General features: G+C 66.9%; 8 protein-coding genes and 1 tRNA gene. 3 read left to right on the forward strand and 6 right to left on the reverse strand.

What is annotated here, in order from left to right; translation table 11 throughout:
- The first annotated feature begins 4 nt into the window (after positions 1-4).
- Entirely contained in the window at positions 5-475 is a 471-nt protein-coding gene (locus FHS84_RS13020; RefSeq protein ID WP_166934945.1) for a GAF domain-containing protein, read from the forward strand.
- A gap of 198 nt (positions 476-673) precedes the next feature.
- On the opposite strand, the gene FHS84_RS13025 is transcribed toward FHS84_RS13020, so the two are convergent.
- The 3 genes from FHS84_RS13025 to FHS84_RS13035 form a co-directional block, all read right to left on the reverse strand.
- Complete coding sequence (locus tag FHS84_RS13025) at positions 674-1726, reverse strand: substrate-binding domain-containing protein (protein WP_166934947.1); 1053 nt, start codon at positions 1724-1726, stop codon at positions 674-676.
- 126 nt (positions 1727-1852) lie between these two features.
- Complete coding sequence (locus FHS84_RS13030; protein ID WP_166934949.1) at positions 1853-3163, reverse strand: hypothetical protein; 1311 nt, start codon at positions 3161-3163, stop codon at positions 1853-1855.
- A gap of 98 nt (positions 3164-3261) precedes the next feature.
- Positions 3262-4476, reverse strand: a complete 1215-nt coding sequence (locus FHS84_RS13035; RefSeq protein ID WP_166934951.1) for a retropepsin-like aspartic protease — start codon at positions 4474-4476, stop codon at positions 3262-3264.
- Positions 4477-5135: 659 nt separating this feature from the next.
- On the opposite strand from FHS84_RS13035, the gene FHS84_RS13040 reads away from it, so the two are divergent.
- A complete protein-coding gene (locus tag FHS84_RS13040) occupies positions 5136-16037 on the forward strand; it encodes a hypothetical protein (RefSeq protein ID WP_166934953.1) in 10902 nt (3633 codons plus the stop codon).
- 120 nt (positions 16038-16157) lie between these two features.
- On the forward strand, positions 16158-17240 hold the full coding sequence (locus FHS84_RS13045; RefSeq protein WP_166934955.1) for a LacI family DNA-binding transcriptional regulator: 1083 nt from the start codon (positions 16158-16160) through the stop codon (positions 17238-17240).
- Positions 17241-17345: 105 nt separating this feature from the next.
- On the opposite strand, the gene FHS84_RS13050 is transcribed toward FHS84_RS13045, so the two are convergent.
- The 3 genes from FHS84_RS13050 to FHS84_RS13060 form a co-directional block, all read right to left on the reverse strand.
- Positions 17346-17903, reverse strand: coding sequence for a lipocalin family protein (locus tag FHS84_RS13050; RefSeq protein ID WP_166934957.1), 558 nt, complete (start codon positions 17901-17903; stop codon positions 17346-17348).
- A 226-nt stretch (positions 17904-18129) separates the two neighbouring features.
- Positions 18130-18206 (reverse strand) — tRNA-Arg (locus FHS84_RS13055).
- A 93-nt stretch (positions 18207-18299) separates the two neighbouring features.
- The gene (locus tag FHS84_RS13060; protein ID WP_166934959.1) at positions 18300-20531 is read right to left on the reverse strand and encodes a CHASE2 domain-containing protein; all 2232 of its coding nucleotides are present in this window, start codon (positions 20529-20531) and stop codon (positions 18300-18302) included.
- Positions 20532-20566: the final 35 nt, after the last annotated feature.

Raw genomic sequence — 20566 nt, forward strand, 5'->3', positions numbered from 1 at the left:
TGCGATGACGCAAACCAAGACGGCTCTCTACCGCGATCTGCTTCTGCAGGCGCAAGGCCTCGTGACCGGGATCGACGATCCGATCGCCAACGCCGCCAACATCGCGGCGCTGATCTGGTACGGCCTGCCCGATCTCAATTGGGCGGGCTTCTATTTCGCCAAGGACCGCGAACTGGTGCTGGGACCGTTCCAGGGCAAACCGGCCTGCGTGCGGATCGCCGACGGCAAGGGCGTGTGCGGCGCCGCCGCGGCGGCCCGCCAAACCCTGATCGTGCCCGACGTGCACGCCTTCGAAGGTCATATCGCCTGCGACAGCGCCTCGAACGCCGAAATCGTGGTGCCGCTGATCCGCAATGGCGCCGTCATCGGCGTGCTCGATCTCGACAGTCCGTTGCGGGCGCGCTTCGACGAGGCCGATGCGGCCGGACTCGAAGCTATCGCAGCGGTCTGGATCGCCGCCAGCAAGGCCTTCTGAAGACGGGATGAAAAGAAAAGGGCGGCGCTCGGCCGCCCAAGTCCAGGGAGGAGTGACCAGCACTCACAAAGTTCTCGACCGGGCAACGGTCGAGGGCAGTGGCTGAACTATAGCGCAACCCGCCTGCGCTTACCAGAAGTTTTGACAGCGCTTTCCAAAATCAAGGAAAACTATTTCTTATCAAGACGCTATCTCAGATTATCCGATGGCGCCGGGAGGCGGCACGGTGGATTCCCGGACCACCAGTTCGTGCTCGAACTGGCGCTCGACCGGGGCATCGGTGGCGGTCCTCTGGATCAGCATCGAAACGGCGGCTTCGGCCATTTCGCGGATCGGCTGGCGGCAGGTGGTCAGGCGCGGCGACACCACCTGGGCGACCAGGGAGTCGTCGAAGCCGGCGACCGAAAGATCGTGCGGAATCTTGAGATTGTAGCGCTGCGAGCAGGCCAGCACGGCGGCGGCCATGTCGTCGTTGCCGGCAAAGATCGCGGTCGGCCGGTTCTTCAAGGTCAGCAGCTTTTCGCCGGCTTCCAGGCCCGATTGGTAAGAGAAAAAGCCCTGAACGCAGAGTTCTTCTTCGAGCGGCAGGCCGGCATGTTCCAGCGCGGAGCGATAGCCGGCAAAGCGCGCCTGGGCGGCGCCATGGCCGGGATGGCCCTTGATGAAGCCGATCCGCCGGTGACCGAGACCGATCAGATAGGCGGTCATGTCGTACGCCGCCTTGAAATCGTCGATGCGGACATCGGAGGCACCGGGCAGATGCTTTTCCGGGGCAATGCGCACGAACGGACAATTGGCCCGGTTGAGCGCGTCGATCACCGCCTGGGTATCGCACAAAGGCGGGGTCAGAATGACGCCGTGCAGCGAGGATTCCGTCACCAGCGAATGTACTTGGCGGCCGAGATTGGGATTGGCGGCGTCGAGGCTTTCGACGATCAGGTGATAGCCTTCTTCGCGGCAGCGGGTCAGAACGCCCACCTGCATCGCGGCGATATAGCCGGCCGACGGATTGTCGTAGAGCAATCCGATCAGGAACGAGCGCTCGCTGGCGAGGCCGCGGGCGAAAATATTGGGGCGGTAGGACAACGCCTCGACCGCCTCCATCACCTTTTCGCGGGTGGCGTCGCTGACATTGGACTGGCGGTTGACGACCCGCGACACGGTTTTGATCGAGACGCCGGCGCGCTTGGCGACGTCATAGATGCTGGCCGGTTTGTGGTTTTCGGGGCGTTCGGGGGAAGTTGGTTTCACGGTGCTTTTATTTCTGGAGAGAAAATCTCGGAAAACGCCGATGACAACGCTGCCATCATAACCACCGGTCACCAAGATGCCAGATACCAATCGCCCCAGGCCGACGCGAGAAAAACCGCTGAATAATCATATTAATCGGCGCTGTAAGGCCATGGCACCGGCTACGATAGCCGCCAGCATCACCGGATAGGCATAGCGAACCTCGCAGGCCTGCGGCAGCAGGAAGAAACTGAATTCGTAGGCCAGAGCGAACCCGGCCAGCAGGCGGGCATCGCGGCATCCGACGATCAGCACCAGCAGCAACAGGCCGAGATAGACCACGGCGCGGAACGTGAGGCTGACCGGAAAGATGTGACTTGTCATGATCTTGGCCGAAAGCGCCGGCGCAAAGGCTTGGGCGCCGACCGCCGCCACCGCCGGACGCGGCAGCGTGGAAATCCCTGGCGTGAGCGGGCGGCATCGCCAGATATCGCCGAGCCCGATCACCCGCGCGAACGCGGCCATGCGGTGCTGCAGAAAGGCGCCGGGACGCTCGCTCGCGACCCTGCGCCATTGTTCGAGCACGACGCGGTCGGGCACGTAATACAGCCGTCCGAACACGCCGCTGGTCGGCGTGATGGTGCCGCTATCCTTGGTCTGCCATAGCGTGTCGACCCGCACCGGACTGTACTGCGCGCGCATCTCGCGGGTGAGGCGGACGGTATCGAGATGTTCGCGGGCAAACACCGTCAGCGGTGTCGACGGATCGTGCGCGACCGTGCCGGCGATATCGAAGATTGCCATCTTGCGCAGCGACAGCAAAACGTCGCCCGGTCCGGCTTTGACGAACAGTGCCGCCACCGCCGCGTTCACTAGCACGAAGACGACGACAATACCGGCAGCCCCGGCGAACGCGGTCCGGCGGTCGCGCTCGGGCCACCAGGCGATCGCCAACAGCGGCAGGATCAATCCGAACTGATAGCGCAACAGGAAGGCCAGCGTGCCGACCGCAAACGCCGCGAACCAGCGCGCCGGATTTTTGCCCGCCGCCAAAGCAAAAGCGAGCAGCACGAGATGGGCGCCGAACACGTCCTTCACGGTCACGCCTGCGGTGGCGAGCAGCGGCGGCCACACCAGCAGCACGGCGCAGAACAGCGTTGCCGCCCACGCCGGCGGGCGATGGCGCGCCAAGAGAAGACCGACCGCCAGCCATAAGCTCGCCAGTTGCAACGCGGTGAACAGCGCCGGGCCGCGTACCACCATCTCGCTGAGGCGCCAGATCAGGACCAGCGCAGCCGGATGCTGCGCGAACAGCGTGTGCGTTTCGGCTTCATACCAGACGATGATGCCGTCATAAGGAACATTGCCCGGCAACTGCAGCAGCAGCGCCAGCACAAAAAAACCAGCCGCCATCTTGGCCGCCGCGCGGCCATCGAGCGGGCGCTTGAAAACCTGCATGCTTCACCCCTTCACGCGCGCGCACCTTAGGCAAATCGGGACGTGCTGCGGCAGGTCCAGGCGAAGATTTTCGAGCGCGACGGTTGCGGAAGGACGGGTTAGTCGGCGTCCGGCTCGAGCCAGAAACACATGGCATCGAAATCGAGCACCCAGCGGCGGGCGTCCTTCACGGCATCGAGACCGAGGGCGCCGTGGCGATCGGTTTCCGGGCGCGACTGCACGGCGACATTCTGCAATGTCACCGGCGTATTCCCGATCACGATGCGCCATTCATCGAGAACGCGCGCACGGTCGGTGATGCTGCCGCCGGCGCCGCGCCACGTGAGGACCCGCTCCGATGTCTTCTTGGGGCTCGCCGTCACCGTCCATACCGAGGCATTCAGCGTCGTGGTATCGGCGGCGGTATCGAGCGCCAAACGCACTCTGGCACTGCCCGATTGCACCAGCACGAAAGGATCGAGACCCGACAACAGGACATTCGGCTCCATCGCCGCTGCCGCTGCGCCGCGACCGTAATCGAGACGGCCCGCCTCGCGGTCGTAAGCGATGCGGCCGAGCGTTACCAGCACCGGCAGGCCGATCACGGCCTCGATGCGATAGTCCGGCCGAAGGCGCATCGCCGAATCCGGCAGCACTGCGAAGACGACGTTGGCCAGTTCGGCATCGCCGAACATCAACCGGTCGGCAACAGCGAGCTGCATCGGCTGATCGGGACGAGCGGTGGTGAGAACGGTCAGGGCGTCCGGCAAAATCCGCAATCCGAGGCGTTCGGCCACCGACCGGCTCACCACCGAAAACGAGGCGTCGCTGTCGATCACCGCGCGGATCCGTTCGCCGTTGACGGTGACCGGCACGCGGATCAATCCCGCATGGTCGCGACGCGCCTCTACCGATCCGGCGGCGGAGCGAACCAGCGTCATCGGCTTTTCGCCGGCCAATGCGGCAGTGTCGTGCAGCACTTGCAGCGGTTCGCCCTCGAGCGGCGCGCCCGATTGGACCTCGACACAGTGCAATGCGGCGCGGGCCTCGGCGTAACGGGTCTGGCGCAAATAGATGTCGGAGAGAGCAAAACAAGCACCGGCGCTGATGTCCTGCGACGCCGCAGCGCGCGTCAGCGGCTCCAGGATTGCGAGGGCCGCCGTGTCGCGATGGCGCAACGCCAGCACCGCACCGCGCGCGAGCAGCGCGGCGTCTTCGGTCTCGGCAGACAGTGTTTCGAGTGCCGCGATATCGCGATGCGCGATGGCCGTGGTCAGCGGCGAAGCGGCGGCACCGCACACCAGGCAAAAGCCGATCAGAAGCAGTGACCGCATGATGTCCCCCGGCGGCAAACTTAGCCGTGCACCGGAGGCGCTCCAAGCCGCGATCAAACGGGGCGCGAAATCGTGAAGTCTGCTGCGGCTATGCTTGCAGAGACACAGTGTGCGCGAATGTTTGCTGTGCCGTCCTTCACTTGTAGTTGTCGACTGCGAACAGCGGGTCGATCTCGTTGCAGACCTCAGAGACACCAAATCTGCTTTGCCGTTCTCGGCCTAGTATAGGTCGAAGACCAAACGGCTATGGTTAGTAGTCGGAAGACAAGAGTGATTTGAATTTTCAACACTGTAATTTGACTGTTCAGAGCAATGACTTGACCGGAATTCCGTTTACTCGTTTAAAGGGAATGTTACACTCGTATGCATAAAGAAGTGCACAAAGAGACTCATTAATACCAAGGCGTCCTGTTTCGTCCGCGATCCGGACCGAGACTGGGATTGGGGCATCGGGGAATGGTGTTTGGTTATCACGTTGTGCCCGCAAGCGGCACGGTCGTGAGTGGAGTCTGCCGAAAAGTCCACGCCGCATCGGTGTGAATGCGGCCATCACCCATAAGCCCTCGGGCTTGTGGTGCCGGAAATTGTGTATCGGCCCGCCTTTTGGGAGGCGTCCGGCCGGTTATCGCGCAGGAAATCTGTGCGGAAGGGGGAAGATCATGTTCTCGCTCGCCAAAGCCATTCGCCGCGCCAATCCGGTGATGACATCCGTGATCGCGTTGATGTCGGGCCTTGTCGTTTCCTCCATGCCGGCCCATGCGGGCTGTTCGCTCAGCGGAGCGAGCATTGTCTGCACCGGGACGATCGCCGATCCGCTCGTCAAGGGGGCCACCACCACCATCGACACCATGAGCGTGTCGTCGATTGCCAATAGTACGACCCTGATCGCCTTCGTCGGCGACGGCGACGATGTGACGGTCACCCCTACCGACGGGCACTACACCTGCAGCGTCGCCAATCAGTGCGTGATCGTGCCTTACATCGACGACGATCACGGCGAGACCTGCACGCCCAAAACCGACGGCGACGGCAACCCGCTCGGCGCTTGCATCGAAGGCGTGACCAGCATCGGTCCGACCGGAAAATCCGGCGAGAATGTGCATCTGATCATCGATGCGCCGACCTCCGGCACTATCACGATCGGCGGCGCCAGCCTGGATGCGGCCGTCATGGCCCGCGCCAAGGGCGCTAACGGCGGCAACGGCGGCAACAACTATTTCGCCGGCAACGCGGGCAGCGGCGGCGACGGCGCCGACGGCGGCATCGCCACGGTGTCGTTTGCCGGCGTGGTGACGTCCGGCAACTCCGGCGGCATCCTGGCCGCCAGTATCGGTGGCGCCGGCGGTAACGGCGGCAGCAGCAAAGGTCTCGGCGGCAAAGACGGCTCCGGCGGCAAAGGCGGCTACGGCGGCACCGCTACCGCCCTGTTCAGCGCCGGTTCGGTCGCTACCTCGGGCAAGGGCAATATCGGCGTTCTCGCCATCAGCCAGGGCGGCGAAGGCGGCAAGGCCGGCAGCGGCGGCGGCATCGTTCATTTCGGCGCCGGCGGCGACAACGGCGGTCAGGCCGGTTCGGCGAGCGTCATGACGCTGGCGGATACCCTCGTCACGACCTACGGGAGCTATTCCAGCGGCATCGGTGCGCTCAGCATCGGCGGCGGCGGCGGCAAGGGCTCGGGCGGCTTCGGCCTGATCTATTCCGGCGGCGGCGACGGCTCGGCGGGCGGTAACGGCGGCGCGGTGCTGGTGGACGCCAAAGGCACCGTCATTACCCATGGCGCCTACTCGCAAGGCATTCTGGCGCAATCGATCGGCGGCGGCGGCGGCAGCGCGGAAGGCGTTGCGGGCATGGTCGCGCTCGGCGGCCAGGGCGATATCGGCGGCGTCGGCGGAGCGGTCACGGTCACCAATGCCGGCGCGATCACGACCTACGGATACCGCTCGAACGGTATCGAGGTGCAGTCGATCGGCGGCGGTGGCGGTAACGGCGCCAACTCCGGCGGCCTGTTCTCGCTCGGCGGCAAGGGCTCGTCGGCCACCATCGGCGGCACGGTCGCGGTGACCAACAGCGGCACCATCGTCACCTACAACTCGGATTCCATCGGTATTCTGGCGCAGTCGATCGGCGGCGGCGGCGGCAACGGCGGCACCTCGGGCGGCCTGATGGCGTTCGGCGGCTCCGGCGGCGGCGGCGGCGATGGCGGTATCGTCAGCGTCATCAACGCGGGCAACATCTACACCGGCCTCAACAGCGGGACCGCGGGTTCGGCCGGCATCCTCGCCCAGTCGATTGGCGGCGGCGGCGGTAACGGCGGCGGCTCGGTGGCGGCAGGGCCCGGCTTCGCCGTGGCGTTCGGCGGCTCGGGCGGCGTCGGCGGCAAAGGTAAAAGCGTCACCGTCGGGCTCGACGATCCCGATATCACGCTGGCCAAAGGCTACGCCATCGAAACCCATGGCGACGCATCCTCCGCCATCGTCGCCCAATCCATCGGCGGCGGCGGCGGCAACGGCGGCTTCGCCGTGGCGGCTACGGGCAGCGCCAGCCTGTTCAGCGTCGCGCTCGGTGTCGGCGCCGGCGGCGGCGCCGGTGGCGACAGCTCGACGGTCGTGGTCACCACCAAAGGCAGTCTCGTCACACACGGTTTGGCGTCCGACGGCGTTCTGGCCCAATCGATCGGCGGCGGCGGCGGCAACGGCGGCTTCGGCGTGGCGGCGAGCTTCAATATCGGGACGTCTATCGCCGTCGGAGTCGGCGGCGGCGGCGGGTCGGGCGGCGCGGCTTCGAGCGTCACCGTCACCAGCCTCAGCGACATCGCCACCACCGGCGACAACAGCTACGGCATTCTGAGCCAATCGGTCGGCGGCGGCGGCGGTAACGGCGGCTTCTCGGTCGCCGCAAGTGTCGGCATTGTCGGCGTCAGCGTCGGAGTCGGCGGCACCGGCGGATCGGGCGGCGCCGCGGATTGGGCGCATGCGACCAATACCGGCAGTATCCAGACCTCCGGCGAAAACGCGGTCGGCATGGCGGTGCAATCGATCGGCGGCGGCGGTGGTAACGGCGGCTTCGCCGTGGCCGGCGCAATCGGCGCCGGCGGCATCGGCGTCGGCGTCGGCGGCTCCGGTACGACCGGCGGCGCATCCAGTTCGGCGCGGCTCGACGATTCCGGATCGGTCCTCACCACGGGCGACAACGCCACCGGTCTTCTGGCGCAATCGCTGGGCGGCGGCGGCGGCAACGGCGGTTTCTCGGCCACCGCGGCGATCTCCGTGATGGGATCGGCGTCGGTCGGCATCGGCGGCTCCGGTGGCGGCGGCCAACATGCCGGATCGGCTCTGCTCTATGCCGACGGCGGCAATGCCAATATCGCGGTGAGCGGCTACGGAGACGGCTGGACGCTGGTCACCACGGGCGACAACGCGGCCGGTATCGAAGCCCAATCGATCGGCGGCGGCGGCGGCAACGGCGGTTTCGCCGGGACCTTGTCGTTCTCCGGCGGCAGCGCCGTGACACTGGCGCTCGGCGGATCGGGCGGCGCCGGCAGTTACGCCTCCAATGCCACCGTCCATAGCGGCTACGCCCGTGCCTATGCCGAAAACATCTTCACCCGCGGCGACAACTCGACCGGCATCGTTGTGCAGTCGATCGGCGGCGGCGGCGGCAACGGCGGCTTCGCGGTCAGCCTCAGCGGCGCCGTCAACGGCGGCAGTGCGCTGGCGGTGAGCGTCGGCGGCAGCGGCGGATCCGGCGGATACGCGGCGCGGGCCGCCGGGTTCAGCGTCGGCAATATCACCACCCTCGGCAATATGTCGGACGGCATTCTGGTGCAGTCGATCGGCGGCGGCGGCGGTAATGGCGGCTTCTCGGTGGCGCTTTCGGCCTCGACGCAAAGCTATTCCGGCGCCGTGGCGGTCGGCGGCAGCGGCGGTGCCGGCAATCACGCCGGTGCGGCGATCCTCAATTCCAAAGGCAACATCACCACCTATGGCGATCAATCGATCGGCCTGTTCGCCCAATCGATCGGCGGCGGCGGCGGTAACGGCGGCTTCGCCGGGGCGGGTGCGCTCACCCTCAGCAGCGTCGGACTTGCGGCCGGTATCGGCGGCAAAGGCGCCGGCGGCAGCAACGCGTCCACGGTCGATCTGACCAGTGTCGGCGACGTCACCACCTATGGCAACGAGTCGAGCACGATCATCGCGCAATCCATCGGCGGCGGCGGCGGCAACGGCGGTTCGACCATCGGTCTGGCTTTCGGCGGACTCGGTTCGACCGGCGTCACGGTCGGCGGTTCGGGCGGGATCGGCAGTTCGGCCGATGCCGTGACCGTGACGTCGACCGGCAATCTGTCGACCGGGACCGGATCGACCTCGGCGACGCTCGGCAACAATGCGTTCGGTATTCTCGCCCAGTCCTTGGGCGGCGGCGGCGGCAACGGCGGCTTCGCCGGTTCGCTGTCGGCGGGCGGCGCGGTCGGGATCAGTGTCGCGGTCGGCGGGCAGGGCGGCAAAGGCGGCTCCGCCAGCACCGTGACGGTGACATCGACCGGCAATATCTCGACCGTGTTCGACGATTCCGCCGGCATTCTGGCGCAATCCATCGGCGGCGGCGGCGGCAATGGCGGCTTCTCGGTCGCGTTGTCGGCTTCGGCCACCATCGAAGACACCGGCGCCGCGGCGGCCGTGGCCATCGGCGGCTGGGGCAGCGATGCCGGTAATGCCGACGCCGTGTCGGTCACCTCGACCGGTCTCGTGCATACCGTGGGCGCGCATTCGGCGGCGCTCGAAGCGCAGTCGGTAGGTGGCGGTGGCGGCAACGGCGGCTTTGCGATTTCCGGCGCAGCCACGCTCGGACAGGCCGGCGTCAACGTCTCCATCGGCGGTTTCGGCGCCGGCGGCGGCGATGCCGGCAGCGCCACGCTGGAAAGCTACGGCGCAGGCCTCGACATCGTTCCGGCAGCCGACGTCATCACGATTGAAACGGACGGTGTGCAATCGGACGGCATTCTCGCCCAGTCCCTGGGCGGCGGCGGCGGTAACGGCGGCTTCGCAGTCGGTGCCAGTCTGGCCGCGGACGGCGCGGCGCTCGGCGTCTCGATCGGCGGTTTCGGCGCTGTCGGCGGCGATGCCGCTATCGTGAAGGTCACGAGCTACAACAACATCCTGACCAAAGGCTTCCAGTCGAACGCGATTTCGGCGCAGTCGATCGGCGGCGGCGGCGGTAACGGCGGCTTTGCGGTCGAATTGACGGCCGCGTCCGATTTCACCGCATCGGTGGCGGTCGGCGGCTTCGGCGACGGCGGCGGCGATGCCGACAAGGTCACGGTCGACAGTTTCGGCACGCTGGTTACCTCCGGCGCGGAAGCCAACGGCATCCTCGCCCAGTCTCTGGGCGGCGGCGGCGGCAATGGCGGGTTCGCCTTGTCCGGCGCGTTCAGCATGGAAAACGGTGCTCTCGCGGCCAGCCTCGGCGGCTTGGGCGGCAAGGGCGGCAAGAGCGGCGATGTCCTCGTCGCCAGCAACGCCGGCACAACCCTGACCGGCAATGTCGCCACCATCCAGACATCCGGCGACAGCGCCAACGGTATCGAAGCGCAGTCGATCGGCGGCGGCGGCGGCAACGGCGGCTTCTCCGGTGCCTTCAACGCCACGGCCGATGGCACGTTCGGCATGAGCCTCAGTGTCGGCGGCTTCGGCGGTGCCGGCAATTCGGCCGGTTCGGTCGGCCTTACCTCGGTCGACAACATTCTGACCAAGGGCGACGGCGCCATCGGTATCCTGGCGCAGTCGATCGGCGGCGGCGGCGGTAACGGCGGCTTCTCGTTTGCCGGAACGGTGATGATGTCGTCGTCCAAGGGCTTCGCGGTGTCCGCCTCGCTCGGCGGTCTCGGCGGCAACGGCGCCAACAGCGACACGGTGACGGTGAATTCCACCGGCCTGATCTCGACCTCCGGCAAGCATGCCAGCGGTGTCGTCGCGCAATCGGTCGGCGGCGGCGGCGGCAACGGCGGCATCAGTGTCGCCGGTAGCTTCAACGCGTCCGCTTCGTCCACCAACGCCTCGCTTACCGCCTCGGTCGGCGGCAAGGGCGGCGCCGGCGGCGCAGCGTCCGACGTGTTGGTGACCCGCAATGGCGCCATCACCACGCTCGGCGACGATTCCGTCGGCATCGCGGCCCAGTCGATCGGCGGCGGCGGCGGTAACGGCGGCCTCAGCATCGCCGGTTCGATCGGCGGACCGGATGCCAAGCAGATCACCGCCTCGGTCGGCGGTTTCGGCGGACCCGGCAGCGAAGCGGGCAATGTCCGCGTGCGCAATACCGGCACCATCACCACCGGCAAGATCGCAACCCAGAAGATCCAGATCGCTGCCGTGGGCGAAGTGTATATCGACGCATTGGTCGAATACGGCAACGGCTCGGCGGGCATCCTGGCCCAATCGATCGGCGGCGGCGGCGGCAACGGCGGTTTCTCGTTCGCCGGTTCGGTCGGGCCGATGGGCGACAAGACCTCGCTCAATGCGTCTTTGTCGGTCGGCGGTTTTGGCGGCAGCGGCGGTTACGCGGGTTCGGTCGATGTCGGCAATCTCGGCCTGATCACGACCTATGGCGCCAACGCCAACGGCATCGTGGCGCAATCGATCGGCGGCGGCGGCGGCAATGGCGGCTCCTCGCTGACCGGCCAGATCGCAGCCGGTGACGTCACCGGCGGCGGGCGTTCGATCAATATGGCGGTGTCGGTCGGCGGCTTCGGCGGCGACGGCAACAAGGGCGGCGATGTACTGGTCGAACAGACCGGCGGCATCGTCACCACAGGCGCCGCGTCGAACGGCATCCTGGCGCAGTCGATCGGCGGCGGCGGCGGCAACGGCGGCAACGCCAATTCGCTGTCGCTCCAGCTCGCGACCACCTGCACCTTCGACATTCCCGGCCTGCCCAAGATCAAGGGCTGCAAGTCGCCCGAGAACAAGAGCTGGAACGTCCAGTTCGATATCGGCGGCTGGGGCGGCACCGGCAACGATGCGGGCATCGTTACGGTCCTCAATCACAGCTTCATCTCGACCAGCGGCAGCGCGTCGTCGGGCATCAAGGCCCAGTCGATCGGCGGCGGCGGCGGCGATGGCGGCCAGGCGGTGGTCGGTCTCGCCGGCATGTTCCCGGATGCGGAATATGTCGATTACGGTTTGACCGCGACGTCCCTCATCATCGGCGCGTCCGGCATCACCACCGGCTTCGGCCGTATCACGGTCGGCGGCTTCGGCGGTGCGGCGGGCGACGGCAATACCGTCAGCGTCACCAACGAAGGCGTCATCCAGACCACCAGCGACACCTCGCACGGCATTTCGGCGCAATCGATCGGCGGCGGCGGCGGCAACGGCGGCAACGCGTCTTCGGGCGTGACCGCGCTGGCCAGCGTCGGCGGCTTCGGCGGCGCCTCGGGCAACGGCGGCAGCGTCGATGTCCTCAACAAGCTTGGCGCCAACATCCTGACCACCGACTTCATGTCGAACGCGATCTTCGCGCAATCGATCGGCGGCGGCGGCGGTACGGCCTACAGCGACGGCGATGCCAACGGCAACGGCGGCTCGGCCAGCGCCGCGATTGCGCTCGGCGGTTTCGGCGGCGCTTCGGGCAGCGGCGGCGCCGTGAGCGTCGACAATGCGGCGAGCATCGAGACCCGCGGCTTCAACGCGGTCGGCATCTTCGCACAGTCGGTCGGCGGCGGCGGCGGCAATGGCGGCGGCGTCGGCTTGTCGCTGATCGGCGTCGGCGGTTCGGCCGGCGTCCTCGGCTCCACCGGCGACGGCGGCACCGTCAAAGTGACCAATCGCAGCTCCTCTACCATTTTGACCAAAGGCATCCTCGGCCACGCGATCTTCGCGCAGTCGGTGGGCGGCGGCGGCGGTGCGGGTGGATCCTCCAGCCTCATCTCGCTGGTGGCGACGGTCGGCGGCGAAGGCGGCCGGGCCGGCAAGGGCGGCTTGGTCGACGTCACCAACGACGGCCTGATCGAAACCGACAATGTCGATTCCTTCGGCATTTTCGCGCAGTCGATCGGCGGCAGCGGCGGCGCCGGCGGTGCCACCAACCTGTCGCTCATTACCGTGGGCGGTTTCGGCGGCGCAGCCGGCGACGGCGGCGAAGTCGATGTCACCAATCGCAATCAGATCAGGACGCTGGGCGTCGGTTCGGATGCGGTCGTGGCGCAATCGGTCGGCGGCGGCGGCGGTCAGGCCGGCGGCGTCGGCGCGACGGGCGTCACCAGCCAAGGCCTGGGCTTGCTGGTTTCGGTCGGCGGCTTCGGCGGCGCGGCCGGTAACGGCGGCACGGTATCGGTCAACAATGCGGCGGTGCTGCAGACCGAATCCGCGGTGGCCAAAGGCATTCGTGCGCAGTCCATCGGCGGCGGCGGCGGCGACGGCGGTCATGGCATCGGCACCATCGCGGTCGGCGGCTACGGCGGTGCGGCCGGTGACGGCGGCGCGGTGACGGTCACCAATGCGACCGGCGGAACGATCTGGACCAAGGGCGTTCTGTCCGACGGCATCTTCGCGCAATCCATCGGCGGCGGCGGCGGCAACGGCGGCGGCGCGTATTCGGGCTCGTTCATCGGCGTTGCGGCGAGTGTCGGCGGCAAGGGCGCCGGCGGCGGCAAGGGCGGTGACGTCGTGGTCGACAACAATGCCGTTATCCAAACCGACGGCTTGGCGTCGAGCGCGATCTTCGCGCAGTCGATCGGCGGCGGCGGCGGCAATGGCGGCGTGGCCGGTTCGATTTCCGTCCAGGCCATATCGTCGACTTTGCCGGCAGGCTCGCTGGCCATCGGCGGCAGCGGCGGGATCGCCGGCGACGGCGGCCATGTCGTGGTTCGCAACCGGCTCGGCGGTCTGCTCAACAGCACGGCTTTATATTCGACGGGCATTCTCGCCCAGTCGGTCGGCGGCGGCGGTGGCACCGGCGGCTACACGCTGACCGAAGCGGCGGCGGCGACGTTCTCGGTTGCGGTTGCGCTCGGCGGCAGCGGCGGCGCGGCGGGTAACGGCGGCGCGGTCGATGTCTCCAACGCCAGCACCATCGTCAATTCCGGCAAGAACGCGATGGGCATCATCGCCCAGTCGGTCGGCGGCGGCGGCGGCATCGCCTCGGCGTCGTTCAACGTCAGCGATGTTCCGATCACCATCGGCGGCCAGACCGGCGCCAACGGCAACGGCGGCGCGATCACGGTCGACAATTCGGGCTCGATGGGCTTCACCGCCAACAACGCGGTCGCCATCTTCGCGCAAAGCGTCGGCGGCGGCGGCGGCCTAGTGCGGACCGGCGGCGACGTCACCAGTGTGACGCAAACGAACGGCGGCGGCGGCAACGGCGGCACCGTCACGGTGACCAACACCGCGGCAGCGCTCGTGCTCAACGGCCAGAACAGCATCGGCGTCTACGCCCAAAGCGTCGGCGGCGGTGGCGGCGCGGTCGGATTGAATGTCGATCCGCCCGGCCAGGTCGGCGCCTTCCTGTTCTCCGGGACAGCCGGAGGCACGGGCACGGCGGCGGCTGTCACTCTCAACCAGACCGGCAATGTCTTTGCCACGGGCTTGAATTCGATTGCGCTGGTGGCGCAGTCGAGCGCGGCCGGCGGCCAAGGCGACATCACGGTCGCTATCACCAATCCGGCATCGAGCCGCAGCTTCGTGCTCGGCGGTCTCGGCAGCGGTGCGGCGGTCGAGATTCTCGACGGCGGCGCCAACACGCTGAACAATGCCGGCGTGATCGCGGCCGTCACGGCGATTACCGGCACCATCACCGGCGTCTCGGACAACGACGGCACCTTCACGGTCGCGGGCACGCCGGCGACGATTGTCGACGGCACCCAAGGCTATGCCGTGCGCGCCAGCAGCGGGACCGGCACCACGATCAACAACACCGGCCTGATGATGGGTTCGATCGATCTCGGACTCACCGGTCTCAATGCGATCAACAATCGCCAGGGCGGCGTGTTCGATGCCGGTGCCGTGGTCATATTGGGCGCAGGCAATACCTTGACCAATGCGGGTCTGTTGGCGCCGGGCGGCTATTACCATCTGTCGAGCCTCGCCATCACCGGCAATCTGGTGCAGACCGCGACCGGCACCTACGGGCTGGATCTCGATCTCAAGCCGGACGCCACCGACCGCATCACGGTCAGCGGCACGGCGGCGATGTCGGGAACGGTGCTGACCAATCTGACCGATCCGTTGACGGCACCGGGCTTCTCGCTGCCGGGAACGCACACCAAGGTGATCCTGACGGCGACCGGCGGCGTGACCCATACCGGCTTGACGCTGGCGGCGTTCAACACCGCGGTGGCGAATTATGCTCTGGTCTATCCGGATGCGCAGACGGTCGATCTGCAATACGTGGTCGACTATTCGCCCACCGGCCTAACCGGCAACCAGCATGCCACCGGCGATGCGGTCAACATCATCCAGACGGCGCAGACGTCGCCGGCCTTCCGGCCGATCGCGACCAATCTGTTCTATCTGCCCGATGTTGCGACCCTCGGCCGGGCCTACGACCTGTTGTCGGGCGAAGGCATTGCGGCCCTGGAACAGGCCTCGTTCGACTCGAACGAACGCTTCCTTGCGGCAGCCGGCGCGCAAACCGCCGACTGGCGCGATACGCCGCGTTCGCCCGAGCACGCCTGGCGTTTGTGGATGATGCCTTACGGCTACACCGCGCTTTACGGCGGCGACAAGGATATGGGCGCAGCCAAGGTGAAGGATCAGGCCTGGGGCATCGTGGGCGGTGTCGATTACCAGATCTCGTCGCGCGCGCTGATCGGCGTGGCGGTCGGCGGCGGTACCACCTGGATCAATGTTCCCGACCGGCTCACCAAAGCCAGCACCGATGCCATCCATTTCGGTCTCTATGGCGGCTGGAACGGCGATGCCTATTACGCCGACGGCGCCTTCGGCTACGACCTGTTCACGAACGCGGAATCGCGCGTTGCGATCATTCCGGGCGTGACCTTGCCGAAGTCGTTGTTCGTCGACGGCCCGTACCGGGTGCCCGGCTTCTCCGAAACGCCGGAAGCACGCTTCCACTCGTCGTCCTATAGCGGCCACTTGGAGGCGGGCTATCACTACGACCTCGGCATCGTGCGGGCGACGCCGTTCATCGGGCTCAATTTCGGCAGCCTGACCACGGACGGCTTCACCGAGACCAATGCCGGCCAGACCAGCGTTATCGGGATGATCTCCAATCAGCAAACCGTCGATTCGCTGCCCGGCCTCTTGGGCGTCATGGTCGACGGCAAGTTCGATCTCGGCGGCGACCTGATGCTGGCCGGATGGCTCAAGGGCACCTGGAAGCACGAGTTCGACATCAGCCGGAAGACGAGCACCCAGTTCATCTCGGCGCCCGGCTTCGCGTTCCAGGTCCATGGTGCCGAACCTGCCCGCGAGACGGGTGTCGTGGATACCGGTCTGCGTCTGTCGATCGACGGTCACTTGTCGGTGTACGCCAACTACTCCGGCGCGTTCGGCGGACCGAATTCGTCGCACACCGGTACGGCCGGCGTGAGCATTACATGGTGACGAAAGGGAGTTTCTGACCGCGGGCGAGGGCCTGCGCCGACCTGAAAAAGTGGTACGCTCGAAAACCGGACCGGATTGCGCTAGAGCTTGACCGGTCCGAGAGCGGGCGTGTCAGGCCGAATGAAAAAGCAGGTTAGCGAGGGGCGCTCGCCCACTATCGTCGATATCGCGCGGGAGGCCGGTGTGGCCTTCAAGACGGTGGCGCGCGTCGTCAACGGCGATGGCGCGGTCAAGCAGGAGACGCGCGAGCGGGTCGAGGCGGTTATTGCGCGCCTCGGCTACAAGCGGAACGTCTGGGCGCGCTCGCTGCGCAGCGCACGGTCGCATCTCATCGCCATGGCCATCATGCCGACCGCCTCGCCCGACGCCGAGAATTTCGAGCTCACCAGCGAGGAAAACCTCGCAGTTTCGTCCTACTTCAACCGCCTCCAGATGACGGCGATGGCGCGCAGCCAGGAGGCCGGCTACCACCTTTTCGTCGACGTTCAACGCAGCGGCGCAGCCGGCGTCGCCAAGCACATCGTCGATATGGTCGAGCATGCCAACGTCGACGGCGTTCTTCTGGTGCCGCCGCTGTCCGACGATCTCTCCGTGATGAAGGCTTTGCGGAAAAAAGGGGTGCCGTTTGTGCGGGTGTCGCCTTATCAGCACCTCGAAATGTCGTCCTACGTCTATATCGACGACCGGCAAGCCTCTTACGAGCTGACGCGCCATTTCATCAAGCTCGGCCATCGCGACATCGCGTTTTTCAAAGGCGCCCCCGACCACCTGTCGAGCACGGCTCGCTTCGCCGGTTTCGAAGATGCGATGCGGGAGGGGGGCATCGCCATCCGGCCGGAATGGGTCGTCGATCGCGTGTACAGCATGCGCTTCGGCGGCAGGGCCGGCGATCTCCTGCTGGCCCAACCCCGCCGGCCGACGGCGGTCATTTGCTTCAACGACGACGTCGCCGCCGGTGTCATGACGGCCGCGTATCGCATGGGCCTCGAACTGCCCCGCGATCTGTCGATTGCGGGATTCGACGATTCGCCGATCGCCGCCGCGATGTGGCCGGCCCTCACCTCGGTATATCAACCGGTCGGCACGCTGGCGTCGGCGGCGGCGGAAATGCTGATCCACGAGATCGAGCATGGCGCGGAGCACGTCGCTCGCAAGCTGGAGTACCGGCTGGTGCTGCGGGACTCGACCGCTCCGATCCGCTGAATCTCCGGTCCTGCCGCGGCTTTCGGTGCGGTGGCGGCTCCCAAATTGACAACGTTGTCATTCGGCAGCGGAGAGCAGCTTAAAACGACCGGCACGAACGCCCGATCAGGCCCCCGGCCGGTGCTTGGTGGGACGCACCAGGGCCCAATCATAACCGAGCTCTTCGACCCGGCGCTTCAGCATGGCGCGCGCATCGCTCGACGGCTCGGGGCTGCGGGACAGGACCCACAGATAGCGGCCCGATGGCTCGCCGACGATCGACCACTGATAATCGGCATCATGGTCGAGCACCCAGTAATCGCCGTAGAAGGGCCAGAAGAACGTGACCCTCAGCTTGGCGTTGGTGGCGGTATCCGCAACCCGCGCCTTGCCGGTTGCGCTTTTCGAGGGTCCGTCCACCGTCCCCTGGCGGCAGCTGTTCAGAACCCGGATGGAGCCGTCCGGATTCAGCGAGTAATCGGCGGTGACCGCTTCGCAGTCTTTCTGGAACGGCGCCTCGTAGCGGTAAAGCTCGTACCAGCGGCCGAGATAACGGCCTAGATCGACCGGCTTTGCCGGCTGAGGAACGTTGTGATTGCCGACGGGACGCGAGGAAAAAGCGGCACACCCGGCCAACGCCAGCACCATACCGATCAATGCTGCCTTGCCTGCGGACTTGCCCATCGCGTGTCTCCCTTGCCCGACTGAAACGCCACGCCGCACCCATCACGAAAGCCACGCGATGCGCCCGGCGCCCAGAGTGAAGGGATCATCGCCCAAGGCGCCATTGGTTGCCATGCTGAAGTAACGGCCACGATGGGGCGGCGCCGACCGGCGGTGGAGCGCCGGCAACGCGCCTGTGCCGTGCGTGGAAAACCAGCGCAATCTCTGAAACGCGGCATGGGAAAACTGGCGCACCCGACAGGATTCGAACCTGTGGCCTCTGCCTTCGGAGGGCAGCACTCTATCCAGCTGAGCTACGGGTGCGGACAGGGCGGTGAGCTATAGCCGATAGGGCCCGGCACCGCAATCAAGCGGGGTAACACTCGGGCAGAATTTCTCTTTTCGGGTCTGGGGGCGTTACTGCAGGATCGGGCGGAAGGCGCCGTCCCAGTCTTCGCCGGGCGGGTTGGCCTCGAAATAGGCGATCCGGGCGAGGTGCAGGTCGTACAGTTTCTGGCTGGCGCCCGACAGCGTGCGGCATTGGGCGATCAAAGCGCGGGCCTTGTGCCACTCCCGGTCGCGCATCGACTGGAAGATGTGGACGTGGAAGGTGGCCAGGGCCCGGAATTTCGGGCTCGCCCGCATCACCGGATTGCCCAGCATGGCATAGAGCTTGACCGGACCGTCGTGGTTCTCGACCTCGATGAAATCCACTTCGAGGAAGGCAAAGCCGCGCTCGGCGGCCTTGCGGGTGTCTTCGGTGACGACCACGGCCGGGCCGTATTGCCCCGAAAGCTGCTGCACCTTGACGGCCACGACGGCGCAGTCGCCGTTGACCGAATAGGCGGTGCGGCCGTGCACCCTAAAGCCGCCGGCAATGGCCGGGCCGCTGGAAAGGCCGACGCCGATCTCGACCGGATCGAGCGCCACCCCGTCACTGCGCCGCTCATGGGTGATGATCTCGTTGGTGCGGGCAATGGCTTCCATCATGCCCATCGCCGCCTCGCAGGCATGCACGGCATGTTCGGGATCGTCGAGCGGAGCATTCCAGAAGGCGGTGAAACCGTCGGCGGTCAGTTTGTCGATGGCGCCGCCATGCGCCAGCGCCTCGTTCATCAAAGGCTCGAGCACGCGCTGGATCAGCCGAGTGAACGCGGCCGGATCGCCGCGGAACGAAGAGGCCAGTTCGGCAAAGCCGCGCACGCCGCAGGCGAGATAGGTCACGGTGCGGCTTTCGCCTTCCAGCTTCATCGATCCCTGGCGGCGCGCGATCTGATCGATCACCCGCGGCGGCAGCACATCGGTGAAGGCGCGCTTCAGCGACGAACGGACCCAGAGAATTTCCACCGTCCGCGCCGCGGCGCCGGTCGCCCAGACGGCCCACAGACCGGCGGCCAGTCCGACGCCGTCGAACAAGACGCCGTTGCCGGTATAAAGCCGCCACGAGACGGTGCCGATGATGGCGGTGACGAGCAGGACGTAGCCGGCCGCCCAGCGCACGCCGAACTTGGCGATCAGCAGCGAACAGCCAAGCCCGAACAGCGCCAAGCACAAGAGTTCGGCCTGCCCCGCGCTCGGCGGACGCCGCAGCATGCTGCCGGTGAGAAGATCTTCGGCGGCTTCGGCGTGGACTTCGGCGACCGGGCGCGGGCCCAGCGGGGTCTGGATCATCGCGTCGGGCGCGCCGATGTAAACGATCGCATCGCGCACCGCGTCCGGCGGCAACGTGCCGTCCATCAAGGCGGCGGCGGAAATCATCCGGGCCGGATTGGCGCCGGCATAGGCCATCCAGATGCTGCCATCCGGCGTCGTGGCGAGCAGGCCGCGTGCGGTCTCCACCCCCAGCACGCCGGGCGGGCCGCCCAACAGGCCGCTCTGGCCGTCGTCGCTCTTGACCGTCAGAACCGGTTTGTCTTCGGCAAGGCGCAGCACTTCGGCGTCGAGGCTCGGCAACGCTTTGTCGCCGAAGCGGAACACCAGCGGCATGCGGCGGACCTTGCCGTCGGCATCGACCGCCAGATTGAGTGCGCCAAGCCCGGTGCTGGCCGCCTGAACCGCTTCGATCGAACCGGCCGCCCGGCTGGTCGCGGGAACGCGCGGCATCGGATCGCGGCTGCCGCTCCACGCCACTTGCGATTTGAGCGCCACATTGGCGGGCGGCGCATCGCCGTCGAGGGTGAAGCCGGTGACCGATTTCACGCCGGCAAAGGCCGTCGTCAGCGCGGTGTCGGGCGAGGGCAGATGCTCCAGCGCCTGGCGGGCGGCATCATATGCGGGTCCGGGCGGCACCAGCGCGGTGAGATTCCTGGCCGCCGCGGCATCGGGCCGGTCGATGGTGCCGACGAACACCACCAGATACGCGCCGCGGTTTTTCAGGGCATCGACCATTCCGGCCAGCGTGGCGTGCGGCCAAGGCCAAGCGCCGTAGCGGGCGATGGCGGAGGGATCGGCCTCCAGCACTTTCACCGGATGGCCGTAAGCGCGCGTATCCTGGTAGGTGCGCGGACGCGCGCTCGCCAAATTATCGAACAACAAGCCGCGCAAGCGGGTCGCCACGCCGCTCGCATCGGTGCCGAGCACCAGCAATGCAAGCAGCAGCGTGACCAGCGGCAGGCCCCAAACGGCAAACGGTCGGTCGCGAAAAATCATCCAGTCCCCCGGCGGCGCTGCCGCCGATGAGGTTG

Source organism: Rhizomicrobium electricum (genome assembly GCF_011762045.1).
GTDB lineage: Bacteria > Pseudomonadota > Alphaproteobacteria > Micropepsales > Micropepsaceae > Rhizomicrobium > Rhizomicrobium electricum.

Excerpts from the sequence above, each read along its gene's own strand:
- FHS84_RS13020 (WP_166934945.1), top strand. The coding sequence starts at position 5 with ATGACGCAAACCAAGACGGCTCTCTACCGCGATCTGCTTCTGCAGGCG.
- FHS84_RS13030 (WP_166934949.1), bottom strand. The coding sequence starts at position 3,163 with ATGCAGGTTTTCAAGCGCCCGCTCGATGGCCGCGCGGCGGCCAAGATG.
- FHS84_RS13035 (WP_166934951.1), bottom strand. The coding sequence starts at position 4,476 with ATGCGGTCACTGCTTCTGATCGGCTTTTGCCTGGTGTGCGGTGCCGCC.
- FHS84_RS13040 (WP_166934953.1), top strand. The coding sequence starts at position 5,136 with ATGTTCTCGCTCGCCAAAGCCATTCGCCGCGCCAATCCGGTGATGACA.
- FHS84_RS13045 (WP_166934955.1), top strand. The coding sequence starts at position 16,158 with ATGAAAAAGCAGGTTAGCGAGGGGCGCTCGCCCACTATCGTCGATATC.
- FHS84_RS13050 (WP_166934957.1), bottom strand. The coding sequence starts at position 17,903 with ATGGGCAAGTCCGCAGGCAAGGCAGCATTGATCGGTATGGTGCTGGCG.
- FHS84_RS13060 (WP_166934959.1), bottom strand. The coding sequence starts at position 20,531 with ATGATTTTTCGCGACCGACCGTTTGCCGTTTGGGGCCTGCCGCTGGTC.